We start from the raw sequence: 14,575 nt of genomic DNA, 5'->3' as shown, positions 1-14,575 counted from the left end.
GGCTTCGGGTGTCAGGCGGTGCTGCAGGATGCCGTGGGGGTTGCCGGGGTGCCTGAATTGATGAAGCCGAACGACGTGGAAGCGCCCGCGGCCACTGAGCCGTTGTAGGAGGCGTTCGTTGCCGTCAGGGTCGAGCCGCTGGCGCTGACCGTCGCGTTCCAGCCCTGCTGCACCGAGACCGCGGACGGGTAGGTCAGAGTCACCCGCCAGCCGCTGATCGCGGCCGCGCCGGCCGTCACCGTCACCGAGCCCTGATAGCCGCCCTGCCACTGGCTGCTCACCGAGTACGTGGCCGAGCAGGCGCCCGTCGCGGGCGGGGGAGTGGTGACCGGCGGGGTCGTGGGCGGCGGAGTCGTCACGGGCGGGGTTTTGGGCGGCGGAGTTGTGGGCGGCGGGGTGGTCGGCGGCGGGGTCGTCGGGTTCGTGGTGCCGCCGAAGTTGACGTCGCTGCAGAAGTAGTAGGACTGGTCCAAGTGGCTGGCCTGCCAGATCGTGTAGACCATGGCCCGGCCGCTGCGGCCCGAGAGGCGTACCGGCGCGCTGATCGCCACTCCGTTGCTCAGCTGCTCCGGCCACTGTGCGGCCGGGGTGTCGCCGATCTCGGCCACCTTCTCCAGGTCGGACCATTTCAGGGCCTGTGTGGTCGGGTTGAAGCCGGGCTTGGTGACGTACACCCAGATGTAGTCGGCGCCGTGGCGGGCGCCGTCGAAGAGGCGTACGTCGAAGGAATTGCCGATGTTCGTCGCCTGCCAGTTGCCGATGGCGTCCATCGCGTTGTAGCGACCGCTCTCGGTGTGGCCGGCGCTGCACAGCTGACCGTCGGGGATCGCCGCCTGGTGGTTGCCGGCCACGCCCTCGCGGAACAGGCCGTTCCAGTTCCACATGGCGTTCGGGTTGGCCTGCCACGCCTGCCAGCACATCGGGTCGAGGGTGGCCATGGTCGGGTCCTGGAACTTGCTGCCCCACCGTTCGTAGCAGCCGTAGTTGCGCGACGCGGGCCCGGTCACGTTGCCGTGGGCCGACGCGGGACTGGAAGGGGCGAGGAGGGCGACGGCGGCGACGAGGACGCCGGCTATCGCGCTGACTATCAAGGATTTCGTACGCATGAGGGCTGTGCTCCGCGGTGTCTCGGAACTGGCGGATGACTGCCCTCTGTCTCCGCGGGAGGTGCCGGCGCGTGGACCCACCCTGACTGTTGAATCGATTAATGTCAATACGCACCACCGGGTACAAATAACCGCATGGAATCCGTGCGCGCCGCCGCCCGCCTGCTCGCCGACGCCGACGCCGAGCGGGTCGTCGTCTTCACCGGCGCCGGCATGTCGGCCGAGAGTGGCATTCCCACCTTCCGTGACTCGCTGACCGGGCTCTGGGCGCGCTTCAGCCCCGAGGAGCTGGCCACCCCGGAAGCCTTCGAGAAGGACCCGGAGCTGGTCTGGAGCTGGTACGAGTGGCGCCGCGCCGCCGTCGAGCAGGCGGCGCCCAACGCGGGCCACGAGGCGGTCGCGGCCATCGGCGGCACTTTGATCACCCAGAACGTGGACGACCTGCACGAGCGGGCCGGCTCGCCGGACCCGGTCCACCTGCACGGCAGCCTGTTCGCCCCGCGCTGCTTCGCCTGCGGGCTCGCGACGGACGGCCCGGTCTGCGCCGCGTGCGGCGGCCGGTCCCGGCCCGGTGTCGTCTGGTTCGGCGAGCAGCTGCCGGCCGGCGCCCTGAAAAGGGCGGTCGAGGCCGCGTCGACGTGCGACCTGCTGATCACCGTGGGCACGTCGGGGCTGGTCTACCCGGCGGCCGAGATCCCGCACGTGGCCGCCATGAACGGCGCCGCCGTCGTCCAGGTCAACCCGCAGCCGACGCCGCTCGACGAGGTGGCCACGGTCAACCTGCGGGGCACGGCGGCCACGCTGCTGCCCGCGATCCTCAAGGAAGCCGCGATCCTCAGGCGGCCGTGATCCTCAGGCGGCCGTGATCCTCAGGCGGCCGTGATCCTCAGGCGGCCGTGATCCTCAGGCGGCCGTGATCCTCAGGCAGCCGTGATCTCCACGGAACCGCGATCTTCAGGCAGCCGTGATCTTCACGGAAACCGCGATCTTCAGGTAAGCCGTGATCTTCAGGTAAGCCACAGGGTAAAAACCTGGCGAACCGCCACCAAGCCCCCCTTAAGGCGCGGATCATGTCGTCATGGGTGTCATGGCTTACCCCCTCCGGTACGCGCTCGCCGACCTGGCCCTGGCGCTCAGCCGGGTCTCGCACGATCCGGCCGCGGTGCAGTCCACGGCCGCCCGCGCGGCCGCCGACATGATCGGCGACGGCGCGGGCGTTCAACTGCTGCGCGACGACGGCCGGTACGACGGCATCACGTACCACCACATCGACGAGCAGCGGTCGGCCTCGTTGTCGCGGGTGCTCGACCACGTCGACCAGCTCCCGGACGACGACTTCTCGACCGCGATGGCGGCCAGCCGCCGCCCGATCGTGCTGGCCGGCGACGGCGTCGAGCCCCTGGCCGGCGAGGAGCACGAGATCCACGCGGCGGTCCTCTGCCCGGTGATCGTCGACAACACGTACGCCGGATATCTGGTTCTGACCCGGGAGGCGAACGGCTCGTTCTATTCGACGGCCGAGGTCGAGCTCGCCCGCGACATCGCCGGTGAGCTGGCCCTGGCCAGTTCGAGCGCCCGCGCCCTGGAGCGGCTGCGTGCCAGCGAGGAGCGCTACCGCCGGGTCCTGGAGACGATCCCCGAAGGGGTGCTCCAGCTCGATCATGACGGCGTCATCACGTACGCCAACGAACCGATCGGCGTGGTCCTCGGCATGCCCCGCTCGCAGCTGGTCGGGGTGTCGCTGCGCGGCTTCCTCAACGACCAGGGGCAGAAGGAGCTCAACCGGCGCATCAACGAGTGCATGCAGGGCCGCTCGACGGTGGGCGCGACCCGGCTCATGCGCGCCGACGGCTCGCAGCGCAGCGTGCGGATGAGCATGATGCCGCTGACCGACGACCACGGCACCTTCAACGGCGTGGTCCTCATGGTCACCGACACCACCGACCACATCGACGCCCGCGGCCTCAAGCGCCAGCTCGACCACCTGCGCCGGCTCGACAGCCTGGGCCAGCTCATCGGCGGTATCTCGCACGACTTCAACAACCTGCTGACCGTTGTCGGTGGCTCGGCCGAGATGATCACATCGACCACGCCCGAGGAACACCCGACGCACAAGCTGGCGGCCGACATCCTCGAGGCGGTCGGCACCGGCCGCACGCTCACCCACCAGCTGCTGGCATTCGGCCGCAGCGAGGGCAACCGTCCCGAGATCATCCCGATCCCCGACCTGCTCACCGACGTCCAGTCGCTGTTCAGCCGCACGCTCGGCGAGCACATCGGCCTCGACCTCGCTTTCGGGCCGGACGTCTGGCCCGTACGGGCGGAGCGCGGCCCCCTGGAGCAGGCGCTGGTCAACCTGGCCGCGAACGCCCGCGACGCCATGCTGCACGGCGGCATGCTGCGGGTGGCCGCGATGAACGAGCTGGTGGAGGCGGAGAAGGCCCGCGACGAGGGCATCCCGCCGGGCCGGCTCGTGCACATGGTCATCACCGACACGGGCGTGGGCATGACCGAGGAGGTGCGCAAGCGGGCGCTGGAGCCGTTCTTCACGACCCGCCCGACCGCGGCCGGCCTGGGCCTGGCCACCACGGCCGGCATCGTGCAGGGCCTGGGCGGTCACATCGAGCTGGAGTCGGCGCCCCGGATGGGCACGACCGTGCACCTCTACCTGCCGGCGGCCGAGGAGAAGCCGGCCTCGGCCGAGGGCCGTCAGGGCGCGCCCTCGGTCATCGGCCGGGTGCTGATCGTCGAGGACCAGCCCGAGGTGGCCCAGCTCGTGCAGCGGCTCATCGAGCCGGCCGGCTACGCGATCACGGTCGCCACCGACGCTCTGCAGGCGGTCACCCAGGTGGCCGGCGGCGCCCACCCGGACCTGCTGATCACCGACGTGGTGATGCCGACGATGACCGGGCCGGAGCTGGCCTCGGCGCTGCGCACGCACCGCCCGGACCTGCCGGTGCTGTTCATGTCGGGCTACACGGCGGCGTCGCTGGGCCCGCAGCTGCACCTCGACGACAACAGCATGCTGATCGAGAAGCCGTTCACCCGCTCGACGTTGCTGGGCGCGATCCGCACGCTCTGCGGTCCACAGCCGACGAAGGCCTGACGGCTGCCCTTCCGCCCTGACGAACGAACCCGGTCCGGCCGGGTAACGCGATTTCCGGGACTCCTACCAAAGGTGCGAACTCGGGCGCCAGGGCTTGCCATCCGATCCGGACAAACAGCAATATTCCGGGTCTGTACGACTTGGCGCGCCGCCTTCTCGGCGGCGTGCGGGGCCGTTGGATGGGGAAGGACGCCGAGTGACCCAGGATCGCACGAGGGATCGGACGAACCGCGCAGGCCGCGCCGAAGCGGACGGCACGTCGACCATGGACCTGAGTGGGCGGTGCGTCGGCAGTTCGTACGTGCTGCAACGCCCGATCGGCCAGGGCGCCACCGGCACCGTCTGGGAGGCCCTGGACCGCGCGTCCGGCGAGTCGGTCGCGGTGAAGCTGCTGCACGAGAGCCTGCTGCGCCAGCCCAAGCTGGTCACCCGGTTCGTGCAGGAGCGCACGATCCTGCGGATGCTGCGGCACCGCAACGTCGTGCGGGTGCGCGACCTGTTCAGCGTCGGCGAGACCCTCGGCCTCGTGATGGACCTCGTGGCCGGCGGAAACCTGCGCGACCTGCTGCGGGCCGAGCACACCATCGCGCCCGGCGAGGCGGCCCGGCTCACCGCGCAGGTCGCCGCCGCCCTGGCCGAGGCGCACGAGCTCGGCGTGGTGCACCGCGACCTCAAACCGGACAACATCCTGCTCGACACCGGCGACGGGCCGCCCGAGACCCGGCTCACCGACTTCGGCGTGGCCCGCATCCTGAACACCCCGAGCATGACCACGCCCAGCTCCGTCTTCGGCACGCCGCACTACATGGCGCCGGAGGCGTTCCGCGGGTCGACGGCCAGCCCCGCGACCGACGTGTACGCGTTCGGCGTGCTCCTCTACGAGCTGGTCAGCGGCCACCCGCCGTACCGCAGCGACTCGATCCCCGACCTCATGCGCCTGCACCTCGAGGGCGCGCCCGAGCGCCGGCCCGGCATCCCGGACGAGCTCTGGGACGTGATCACGGCGTGCATGGAGCAGAAGCCGCGCCTGCGGCCGACCGCAGCCGAGTTGGTGGCCGAGCTTTCCGACCTGTCCGCCCAGCTCAGCGGGGTGCCCGCGCTGGCGCCACCGGCCGAGAGCCAGGCCGGCGGCCGGTCACGGGCCGGGGGCCGGTCACTGGCCGGGGATGATTCGCGGGCTGGCGACCATTTGCGGGCCGGCGGCCGGTCACGCGCCGGCGGCCACTGGCGGGTCAGGGACCGTTCGCGGGCCGGCGGCGACTCGCGGGCCGGTGGCGACTCGCGGGCCGGTGGCGACTCGCGGGCCGCAGGCTACGGCCCGGCCGGGAGCGGGAAGCCGATCGTGGAGCCCGCGCCCGAGGTCGCGGCGCCGCCGCGGTCGATCGTTCCCAAGCCCCGCCGCGAACAGCGCCGCAACGCCGTGCCGAGCTGGCGCTGGGCCCGCCCCGGCGCGACCCTGTCGATGGTGGCCGGCGCGATGGCCGTCTCGGCCGTGGTCACCACCGCGTGGCACATCGGCCGGGCCGACGGCGAGACCCAGGACCTGGCCGCGCCGCAGGTCATCACCGTTCCCGCGACCCAGCGCCAGCAACAGCATCAGCCCCAGCGCAGGTCGGCCACCCGCGACGCTCCCCCGCCGGCCGCGGCGACGACCCCGGCCAGGAGCGTTCCCCGGGTCCGTCCGGGCGTTCCGGCCGTCGTGACTTCGGCGACCCCCGCGGCCGTACGCCCGAAGCCCGTGACCACGCGCAAGGCGCAACCGGCCCGCTCGCCGCAACCCGAGGCCAAGCCGTACGGGCCCTGGAACTGCACCCAGTCCTTCGCCATCGACTTCCGCAACCGGACCGGCCTCGGCGTCAAGCCGTGCCAGATGCTCGGCCGCGACATCCGCTATCAGGCCTCGCTGACCGCGCCCGGCGGTGGCGGCCGGGGCAGCATCTCCGTCTCGCTGCGCGACGCCGGCTCCGGCCGCACCGTGGCCGGGCCGAAGACGTGCGACGGCCTGACCTTCGACGGCGACGCCGCCACCCGCAGCTGCGGCCCGGCCGGCGCCCAGCCCGCCCGCGGGCACAGCTACACCGTCGTCGTCTCCTACCGCTACGAGCGCGACGGCCGCACCCTGGCCAACACCGCGAAGGGCTCCACCTTCGAGTGGTGAGGGTGGTGACGGTGGTGAGGGTGGTGAGGGTGATGAGAGCGGCCGGGAATTAGCTCGCGGGGTTCCGCGTTCCGGCCTACCGTGATCCGCATGTTCGCGCCCGGTATGCAGCTGCCCGCAGTGGCGGCTCCCGCGCGCGTTCGTTTCGCGAGCGGCGCCGATACCCGAATCTGACCCTTCCCCGACAGCAGCAGAACCGCGGGGGAAGGGTGGTTCGACCCTGCGCGGTTCTGGCCCGCTCCGCCCGGCAAGCGGAGCGAGCACCCCGTTCTTGCCTCGCATCCAGTGAGGATTTGATCAAACCATGGCGAAGAGCCAGTTCATCCGTACGAAGCCGCACGTCAACATCGGCACGATGGGTCACGTCGACCACGGGAAGACGACCCTGACGGCCGCCATCACGAAGGTCCTCGCCGACCGCGACCCGGCAACCAACCGGTACGTGGCGTTCGAGGGCATCGACAAGGCCCCGGAGGAGGCCGCCCGCGGCATCACCATCACCATCGCGCACGTCGAGTACGAGACGCCGAACCGGCACTACGCGCACGTCGACATGCCCGGCCACGCCGACTACGTGAAGAACATGATCACGGGGGCGGCCCAGGTGGACGGGGCGATCCTCGTCGTGAGCGCCCAGGACGGCTCGATGCCGCAGACCCGCGAGCACGTGCTGCTGGCCCAGCGGGTCGGCGTGCCCTATCTGGTGGTGGCGCTCAACAAGAGCGACGCCGTCGACGACCCGGAGCTGCTCGACCTGGTCGAGCTCGAGGTGCGGGAGCTGCTGTCCGAGTACGGCTTCCCGGGCGACGAGGTGCCGGTGGTGCGCGTGAGCGCGCTGAAGGCGCTCGAGGGCGACCCGCGCTGGGTGGCCTCGATCGGCGAGCTGCTGGACGCGGTCGACGACTACGTGCCGGTGCCCGAGCGCGAGCTCGGCGAGCCGTTCCTGATGCCGATCGAGAACGTGCTGACGATCAGCGGTCGCGGCACGGTCGTCACCGGCAAGATCGAGCGCGGCACCCTGCGCGTGGGCGAGCCGGTCGAGGTCGTGGGCCTGGGCCCGACGGTGGCGAGCGTGGCCACCGGGATGGAGACGTTCGGCAAGTCGCTGGCGTCGGCCGAGGCCGGCGACAACGCGGCGATCCTGCTGCGCGGCATCAAGCGCGAGCAGGTGCAGCGCGGGCAGGTGGTGGCGGCGCCGGGTTCGGTGACGCCGCACCGGGTCTTCGAGGCCCGGATGTACGCCCTGACGAAGGAGGAGGGTGGCCGGCACACGCCGTTCGAGACGAACTACCGGCCGCAGTTCTACTTCCACACCACGGACGTGTCCGGCGGGCTCGACCTCGGCGACCGTGACCTGGTCATGCCCGGCGACACGCTGGACAAGGTCACGGTGACCCTGGGCAAGCCGGTCGCGCTCGAGGTGGGGCTCGGCTTCGCGGTCCGTGAGGGCAACCGCACGGTCGCCGCCGGCACCGTGACGGCCCTGCTCGACTGAGCCGGGACGGCCCCTGCTTGATGGAGAGACGACGGCCCCGGCCTGTGAAAAGGCCGGGGCCGTCTATCGTTGCCGGGTGATGTTGCCGCTGCCCGAGGGCGAGTTCGACGCGTACCTGTTCGACTGCGACGGCACGATCGCCGACTCGATGCCGCTGCACTACGTGGCCTGGCAGCGGGCGCTGGCCGAGTGGGGTGCGAAGTTCTCCGAGGAGACGTTCTACGCCTGGGGCGGCCGCACCCCGATCGCCGTGATCGAGACCCTGAACGCCGAGCAGGGCCTGTCCATGCCGGTCGAGCTCGTGAACGACCGCCGCGAGCAGATCTTCCAGGAGCTGCTGCCCGGCGTCGCCGCGGTGCCCGAGGTACTGGAGCACATCGAGAACGCGTACGGCCGAGTGCCCTTCGCCGTCGTCTCCGGCAGCAGCCGCGAGTCGGTCACCGCCTCGCTGACCGCGCTCGGCCTGCTCGACCGCTTCGACGTCATGGTCTGCGCCGGCGAATATCTCAACGGAAAACCCGACCCGGAGTGCTTCCTGGCCGCGGCCGGGGCCCTCGGTGTCGCACCCGAGCGCTGCGTGGTCTTCGAGGACGCCGACCTGGGCCTGCGGGCGGCCGCCGCAGCCGGGATGGCCGCCGTCCGCGTGCCACCGCCGTGGCAGCGGCTCCGGGCCGGCGCCGTCGTCGAAGCCGCAGCCGGTGGCGGGCCCGACCACGGCCAGGACGGCTGACGCCCCGCGGCTGTGGGTGATTCGGCTCGTTCCACCGCTGTGGGTGGTTCGGCTTGTCGCGCCGCTACGCGCGGTTCGGCTTGTCGCGCCGCTACGCGCGGTCTGGCGCGCAGCCGAGAAGGTCGATGTGGTCGGTGGCGAACTGGGTGAAGGTGCGGGCCGGGCGGCCGGTGAGCTCCGGCAGGTGGGCCGCCACGTCGTCGTAGGACAGCGACGCGGGCCCGGTGAGGCGGTACGTCGCGCCGGCGTGACCGGCCGGCGCCGCGGCGACTGTGGCCGCCACCTCGGCGACGTCGCGCGCGTCGACCATCCCCACGCGCCCGTCGGCGGCGGGTGAGGCGAACGCCGACCGGGCCGCGATCACCGGCGCCAGCATGAGCAGGTTCTGCATGTAGGCGTTGGCCCGCAGCAACGTGTACGGCAGCCCGGAGGCCGTCAGCGCCTGCTCGATGCCGTAGTGGTCGCGCCGGCGGGCGATCGGGGAGTCGGGCGAGGCGTGCCTCGGGCCGGCGGGAGACGACGCGGACCTGTTGACCCGAATCGGCCAGCAATCGTGCTGTCCGCGATCCGACCTTGCCGGTGGTGGTCACGAGAATCATGACCACCACCGTGGCCCGTCAGCGCCGGGCGGGCAAGGAGGCTCAGCTCAGCCGGAGGTAATCGAGGTTGAAGCCGCCGGTCTCGCAGTAGAGCGTCACCAGCTGGTCCCCGGCGGCCAGGGTCACCGGCACGTGGACCGACTGATAGGTGGCCCAGCCGCCGGTGGCCGGAACGGAGACGGTGCCCAGCTTGGCGCCTGAGGCGTCGCGGAACGAGATCGCGCCGGGGGCTTCGGCGCCGGTGCCGTTGGCCACACGCAGCTCCAGGTCGTACGTGCCCGGCTGCGCCACGTCGGCGCGGTAGCTGAGCCAGTTGCCGGGAGCCGTCCAGCCGATGTTCTTGCCGCCGCTGGCCGAGGCGTTGCTCTCGACGAAGTTGACGCCCTCGGTCCAGCCCTGCTGAGCCGCGTACGACTCGGCCTCCACCCGCACGCCGATCGGAGCGCCGCGCGGGACCACGGTCAGCGCGACCGTCACCGTGTCGCGGGCGGCGCCGTCGGTCACATGGAACGTGAGCCGCTGAGTGCCGGCCACGGTCGGCTTGAGCGTCACGACTCCGGTGGCCGCGTCGAGGGAGACGCCGGCCGGCAGGTCGGTGGCGTAGAAGGCGAGACGGTCGCGGTCACGGTCGGTCGCCGACAGGCGGAACAGCGTGGTCGCGTACTGGTCGGCCGTCAGCTCCGGCACGTCTTTCAGGACCGGTGCGTGGTTGCGGTGACTGCCGGGGACATCGGCTTTCCAGCGGTACGTCGCGTACGCCCCCGCGGGCACCGTGACGACGAAATCCTGGCCGGCGAGCACGATCCGTACATCCGAAGCCTCGGTGTTGCCGTTGGCCAGGATCGCGGTGAACCGGTCGCCGTCGCGGTAGACGACGTTGCTGACGCCGGCCGACGCGGCGCTCGACTCGACCCGGACGTCATCGGGGGACAGATAGCGGGCGAACTGGCCCAGCGGGTAGAGCTCGTCCCGTACGGACGCGGTCCTGGTCTCGGTGTTGACCTTGACCAGGCGATCGGGCCACTTGGTGGTGCGGCCGATCTCCTCCCAGTCGACGTTGTTGTCGCGCTTGTCGGTCCAGTGCAGGGTGCCGCCGGTCTGGTCGGTGGCCTGCGCCCAGAGGGTGTAACTGCTGGCGTTCAGCCGGAAGTAGTTGAGGACCGTGGCCGGGTTGAGGTCACTGGTCTCGGTCATGTGGACCGGCTTGCCGAACTCCTCGTAGGCGTCGCGCATCACCGCGGGATCGCCCCAGTACGGGTGGAAGGCGATGCCGTCGGCCGCCCGCCGCGTCGCCGGGTCGTTGAAGATCCGGTAGTAGTTCTTGGTGGCGGTGCTGTTCGGGTCGCGCCAGTCCCAGAAGTTGAAGTCGTGCACGTAGAGCTGCGTCCCCAGCCGCGCTCTCCCGAGCTCGCGCTTGATGGCGACGGCGAGCTTCTGCTGCTGCTCGACGCTGATGTCCATGGCCGGATAGACGACATCCATGCCGGGCTCGTTGAGCAGCGTCAGCGCGTCGACCTTGATGCCGTGCCGGGCGTACGCCTGGACGTACTTGACGTAGTAGCGGGCGAAAACGTCGATGCAGTCGTCACGCAGCTTGCCGACCTGGTAGTGCTCGGTCGTGCTGCCCGGCTTGAGAGCGACCTCGCCGGTGAAGCGGTTGTTGGTCTTCATCCAGGCCGGGGCGCTCCATGCCGAGGCGAAGAAGGTGGCCCGCGGGTTGTACTTCTGGATCAGCTTGATGGTGTCGATCATGTGCAGGTCGACGTCGCGCTGGATGGAGAAGTGCTTGAGGCCGAAGTCGCTGGTCACACCGGCCGGCAGCTCGTCGTAGGACCAGAACGGCAGGTGCTCGATCAGGTCGGGGCTGCCGATGGTGAGCCGGAACCGGTCGAAGCCGGCCCCGCTGCGTGGATCGGCGAGCAGGCGGATCGTCCGCTCGCGCTCGGCCGGGGTCAGCTTCCACAGGTTGGAGACGCTGGTCTCGTCGATGGAGAAGCCGATGCCGCTGTAGCGCTGCCGCTCCTGCGACGGGTCGATCACGACCGTGGCGTCGGCCGTCCGGGTGGCCAGCGCGCCCGGCAGCGGCTCCCACTGGTGGTCGGCGCCGGTCGAGTAGGTGCCGGTCACCTGTACGCCGTGCTTACCGCCCGCCATCGCCGGCGGCGCCACCGCCAGCGTCATCGCGACGGCCAGCGCCGCGGTCACCGTTCGGTTCACCCGTTCTCCTCGCATCGTGTCCTCTGGCATTGACGAATGGCCATTCGTCTATGGCGCGGAGTTTATTAAGGTCTTTAACTAACGCGCAACACTTCGGAAATCCGGAACTTCGCGCATGCTTGCCGGGTGCGGTCGTTCGTTCTGTTCCCCTCGATGGGCGAGTACCCGGTCTACGACGACGCGGTCTACGACGGGCTGGCGGCCGAGGATTCCCGGTGGCGCGCGTACGCCGAGGCGCTGCGGGTGGCCGCTCCCGGGCGGGTCGTGCTGGACGTGGGAACCGGGCGCGATGCGTTGTGGGCCCTCGTCGCGGCGAGGGCGGGGGCGCGGCACGTCTACGCGATCGAGGCTTCCCCGGCGGCCGCGGCGGCGGCGCGCGCGGCCGTCGAGTCGTCGGGATTCGCGGATCGCATAACGGTGCTTTCCGGCTTCGCCGCGGATCAGACCCTTCCCGTACGGGCCGAGGTCTGCGTGTCCGAGATCCTCGGGAACATCGCGTCGTCGGAGGGCGCGATCCCGGTCCTGAACGATTGCCGGGAACGGCTCTGCACGCCCGACTGCGCCTGGATTCCCTTTCGGGCACGCACGATGATCGCGGCCGTCGACGTGGGGACACCCGCGCTCGACCCGTCGTGCCGGCCGCTGCTGGACCGGGTCGTCGCGGCCGCCGGTGGCCGGCCCCCGCATCGGGACCCGTCGTCGAGTGACGGGCCGTTTGATCCGCGGCCTCCTCTGGGCGAGCCGTTTGATCCGCGGCTTTGCCTGGGCGAGCCGTTTGATCTGCGGCTCTGCCTCGGTGGGCCGGCGTCGTCGGCGCTCGTTTCCTCCCCGGTTGTCGTCGAGTCGGACGTCTTCGACAGCCGCCGTGCCGCACCGTCGCCCGAAATGTCGGTCGAAGTCGAGCTGGTCAGTGGAAAAGCGACAGGGCTGCTCCTCTGGACGCGGGTGGCCGTCGCGTCGGCCGGGCGCGAGGTGGACACGCTGGACGGTGGCACGCGTGCGTGGGCGCCCGTCTACGTGCCGGCGCCGCTGGCCGGCCGCGCGCGGGTCGGGTTCACCCGGCGGACCAGCGACGACGGCCTGCACCCGGACTACACGCTGGCCGTGGACGGCGTGACCGTGTGGCGCAGCCCGCACCACGTCTAGGAGAAGGGCGTGACCGGCCGGTCGAGAAGCTGCCCGTCCACGTAGGTGTCGACCTTCTCGTTGTAGAACGCGACCAGGCCCGCGATCGCCGCCACGGCCGGGAAGGGCTGCGCGTACGACCACGCCAGATCGGGCTCACCACCCACGCTCCAGTAGTCGCTGGTGCGGCCCTTGTACGGGCAGTGCGTGCTGGTGCCGGTGTGCTTCAGGGTGCCGAAGTTCAGCGCGGTGCGGTCGAGGTAGAAGCGGGTCGGCAGGCCGGTCTCGAACAACAGCACCGGCGAATGCGACTCGGCCAGCACCACACCGTCGAGCTCCACCCGCACGTGGCGGGTCGAGCGAAGGGCGTCGACCCGGTGGTACGGACAGCGCGGATGGCCGAAGATCTCCTCGTCCTCCTCGAACCACGCGTCCAGGGCGTCCCACTCGAAGCGGACGAGGCCTTCGAGGCCGGGGAGCTTGCTCTCGACGTACTGCCGGGCCGCCGCCTCGCGGTGCACGTCGCCGGCGCGCAGCCCGAGGCGGCGGGCGCGACCGCGGCTGAGGTGCTGCTCGTGCTCCTCGTCGACGATCACGTCGGCCGCGACGTCCTCGATCGGGATGTAGTACTGCGGATAGCTCGGGATCTCCCACAGATAGACGGCCCGCGTCGTGTCGACCACGACCCGGCCGTTGAGCGTCGCCCGCACCCGCCGGGGCGAGGGCTCCATCTGGTTGACCTCGGTGATCGACGGCGGATAGTCACTCGTCATACCCATGGCCAAACGCTAACGCCCGGGGAGAGGTCAGCGTCGGTTGAGCGAGGCCAGGAACTCGGGATTGTCGTCCGGCGCGATCATCACGGGGCGCTCGCGCAGGCGTACCGAAGGAATGGGCCGGCCTTTGACGAACCACGCGATCGCCGCGAACGGCGAGACCAGCAGGATGGCGAAGGTCCACGCGCCCCGCGGCGCGAGGCGGATCTTGTCCTCGTCGGCGTTCCAGCAGTCGATCAGGGCGCACGCGACCAGAGCGACATCGAGGAGCAGCAGCAGGGCGTAGACGTTGGCCATGGCGACAAGAGTGACCGGCCGGGCCTTCAGGCGAAGGTCCCGGCCGGGTGCGCTTGAGTTAGAGGGCCGGCAGATATCCGTACCGATAGCCGTTGGCGTTGGGGTGGAACGAGTTCTGTGGCGGGAGAATGGTTAGGCCGTTGAGGTACGGGCTCGACGAGCAGATGCCGTGGCCCTGGAACTCGTCGCGGACGTCGGACCAGACGAAACCGGCGGCCTGGGCTCTCTGGGCGATCAGGTCGTCGAGCACCTGGGCGCCCTCGTTGAGCGCGCGGCGCTTGGTCAGGCTCATCCCGGCCAGACCGCAGTACGCCGACGAGGTGTCGAACAGGATCGGATAGCCGAGCACGACGACCCGGGCGCCGGGCGCCTTGGCCGCGATCGCCGCGTACGTGGCGTCGAGCTTGGCGCCCAGCGTCGCGGTGATGTCGGCCCGAGCCTCGGCCACGGTCTGCACGCAGGCCGCGTCGCTGGAGACCTGGCAGCTCAGCACGGTCGGCGCGAAGCCGGCGTCGTTGCCGCCGATCGTGATGCTGATCAGGTCGGCGCCGGCCGGTATGGCCGGCACCTGGGTGCCGCGGACGTCGCCGGTGACGGCGCCGCCGCAGGTCAGGTTGGTGAACGACGCCGGGTTGTTGCGCGCGGCCCAGAGCGCGGGATATCCGTACGGGCTGCGCAGGCAGGTGCCGCTCTGCGAGGGCGCGCCGACGCCCGACGAATAGGAGTCGCCGAGCGCTACGTAGTCGGTGTCGGCTTCGGCGGCGGTGGCCGCTTGCGCCGTTCCGAAGATCAACAAGACGGCGGACAGGGCGAGGACGAACAGTCGCCTGCTCATGGGGTGGCCTCCGGTCCGTGGGGGAGAGGAAGCCGAAGCGCTCCGGTCACCGCACGGTAAGCCGCGCCACCGAGAAAAGATACGCGTCGATTTTCTTGTTACGCGGGAGTAGCGTTCATCGAGGTAATTCG

At 70.9% G+C, this 14,575-nt stretch carries 12 protein-coding genes; 6 read left to right on the top strand and 6 right to left on the bottom strand.

What is annotated here, in order from left to right; translation table 11 throughout:
- Window positions 1-11: 11 nt before the first annotated feature.
- Entirely contained in the window at window positions 12-1,106 is a 1,095-nt protein-coding gene (locus ACFY36_RS18860; protein ID WP_499747251.1) for a lytic polysaccharide monooxygenase auxiliary activity family 9 protein, read from the bottom strand.
- A gap of 135 nt (window positions 1,107-1,241) precedes the next feature.
- Between ACFY36_RS18860 and ACFY36_RS18855 the strand changes: the two genes are divergently transcribed.
- The 5 genes from ACFY36_RS18855 to ACFY36_RS18835 all read left to right on the top strand — a co-directional run bounded on the left by ACFY36_RS18855 (window position 1,242) and on the right by ACFY36_RS18835 (window position 8,595).
- Window positions 1,242-1,955 (top strand): SIR2 family NAD-dependent protein deacylase, encoded by a 714-nt coding sequence (locus tag ACFY36_RS18855; RefSeq protein WP_499747250.1) that lies wholly within the window; start codon window positions 1,242-1,244, stop codon window positions 1,953-1,955.
- 238 nt (window positions 1,956-2,193) lie between these two features.
- Window positions 2,194-4,212, top strand: coding sequence for a hybrid sensor histidine kinase/response regulator (locus ACFY36_RS18850; protein WP_499747249.1), 2,019 nt, complete (start codon window positions 2,194-2,196; stop codon window positions 4,210-4,212).
- A gap of 196 nt (window positions 4,213-4,408) precedes the next feature.
- Complete coding sequence (locus ACFY36_RS18845; protein WP_499747248.1) at window positions 4,409-6,370, top strand: serine/threonine-protein kinase; 1,962 nt, start codon at window positions 4,409-4,411, stop codon at window positions 6,368-6,370.
- A 304-nt stretch (window positions 6,371-6,674) separates the two neighbouring features.
- On the top strand, window positions 6,675-7,865 hold the full coding sequence (tuf, locus tag ACFY36_RS18840) for an elongation factor Tu (protein ID WP_499747247.1): 1,191 nt from the start codon (window positions 6,675-6,677) through the stop codon (window positions 7,863-7,865).
- Window positions 7,866-7,944: 79 nt separating this feature from the next.
- Window positions 7,945-8,595 (top strand): HAD family hydrolase, encoded by a 651-nt coding sequence (locus tag ACFY36_RS18835; protein WP_499747561.1) that lies wholly within the window; start codon window positions 7,945-7,947, stop codon window positions 8,593-8,595.
- Between the two features lie 91 nt (window positions 8,596-8,686).
- Here ACFY36_RS18835 and ACFY36_RS18830 read toward each other — a convergent pair whose 3' ends face one another.
- Together ACFY36_RS18830 and ACFY36_RS18825 are read right to left on the bottom strand one after the other, a co-directional pair.
- On the bottom strand, window positions 8,687-9,007 hold the full coding sequence (locus ACFY36_RS18830) for a hypothetical protein (protein ID WP_499747246.1): 321 nt from the start codon (window positions 9,005-9,007) through the stop codon (window positions 8,687-8,689).
- Window positions 9,008-9,236: 229 nt separating this feature from the next.
- A complete protein-coding gene (locus ACFY36_RS18825; RefSeq protein ID WP_499747245.1) occupies window positions 9,237-11,411 on the bottom strand; it encodes a carbohydrate-binding protein in 2,175 nt (724 codons plus the stop codon).
- A 126-nt stretch (window positions 11,412-11,537) separates the two neighbouring features.
- Between ACFY36_RS18825 and ACFY36_RS18820 the strand changes: the two genes are divergently transcribed.
- Complete coding sequence (locus ACFY36_RS18820; protein WP_499747244.1) at window positions 11,538-12,557, top strand: 50S ribosomal protein L11 methyltransferase; 1,020 nt, start codon at window positions 11,538-11,540, stop codon at window positions 12,555-12,557.
- On the opposite strand, the gene ACFY36_RS18815 is transcribed toward ACFY36_RS18820, so the two are convergent.
- Genes ACFY36_RS18815 through ACFY36_RS18805 form a run of 3 tightly spaced genes read right to left on the bottom strand, consistent with a single transcriptional unit; the run spans window position 12,554 to window position 14,444 of the window.
- Entirely contained in the window at window positions 12,554-13,315 is a 762-nt protein-coding gene (locus ACFY36_RS18815; RefSeq protein ID WP_499747243.1) for a DUF427 domain-containing protein, read from the bottom strand. The genes ACFY36_RS18820 and ACFY36_RS18815 overlap by 4 nt on opposite strands.
- A 27-nt stretch (window positions 13,316-13,342) precedes the next feature.
- Window positions 13,343-13,609, bottom strand: a complete 267-nt coding sequence (locus ACFY36_RS18810; protein WP_499747242.1) for a hypothetical protein — start codon at window positions 13,607-13,609, stop codon at window positions 13,343-13,345.
- Window positions 13,610-13,667: 58 nt separating this feature from the next.
- The gene (locus tag ACFY36_RS18805; protein ID WP_499747241.1) at window positions 13,668-14,444 is read right to left on the bottom strand and encodes an SGNH/GDSL hydrolase family protein; all 777 of its coding nucleotides are present in this window, start codon (window positions 14,442-14,444) and stop codon (window positions 13,668-13,670) included.
- Window positions 14,445-14,575: the final 131 nt, after the last annotated feature.

Source organism: Actinoplanes sp. NPDC000266, from assembly GCF_042899005.1.
Taxonomy (GTDB): domain Bacteria; phylum Actinomycetota; class Actinomycetes; order Mycobacteriales; family Micromonosporaceae; genus Actinoplanes.
This window is presented reverse-complemented; position numbering and strand designations above follow the sequence as displayed.

Coding starts and splice junctions, on each gene's coding strand:
- ACFY36_RS18850 (WP_499747249.1), top strand. CDS start 2,194: ATGGCTTACCCCCTCCGGTACGCGCTCGCCGACCTGGCCCTGGCGCTC.
- ACFY36_RS18860 (WP_499747251.1), bottom strand. CDS start 1,106: ATGCGTACGAAATCCTTGATAGTCAGCGCGATAGCCGGCGTCCTCGTC.
- ACFY36_RS18815 (WP_499747243.1), bottom strand. CDS start 13,315: ATGGGTATGACGAGTGACTATCCGCCGTCGATCACCGAGGTCAACCAG.
- tuf (WP_499747247.1), top strand. CDS start 6,675: ATGGCGAAGAGCCAGTTCATCCGTACGAAGCCGCACGTCAACATCGGC.
- ACFY36_RS18805 (WP_499747241.1), bottom strand. CDS start 14,444: ATGAGCAGGCGACTGTTCGTCCTCGCCCTGTCCGCCGTCTTGTTGATC.
- ACFY36_RS18810 (WP_499747242.1), bottom strand. CDS start 13,609: ATGGCCAACGTCTACGCCCTGCTGCTGCTCCTCGATGTCGCTCTGGTC.
- ACFY36_RS18855 (WP_499747250.1), top strand. CDS start 1,242: ATGGAATCCGTGCGCGCCGCCGCCCGCCTGCTCGCCGACGCCGACGCC.
- ACFY36_RS18835 (WP_499747561.1), top strand. CDS start 7,945: ATGTTGCCGCTGCCCGAGGGCGAGTTCGACGCGTACCTGTTCGACTGC.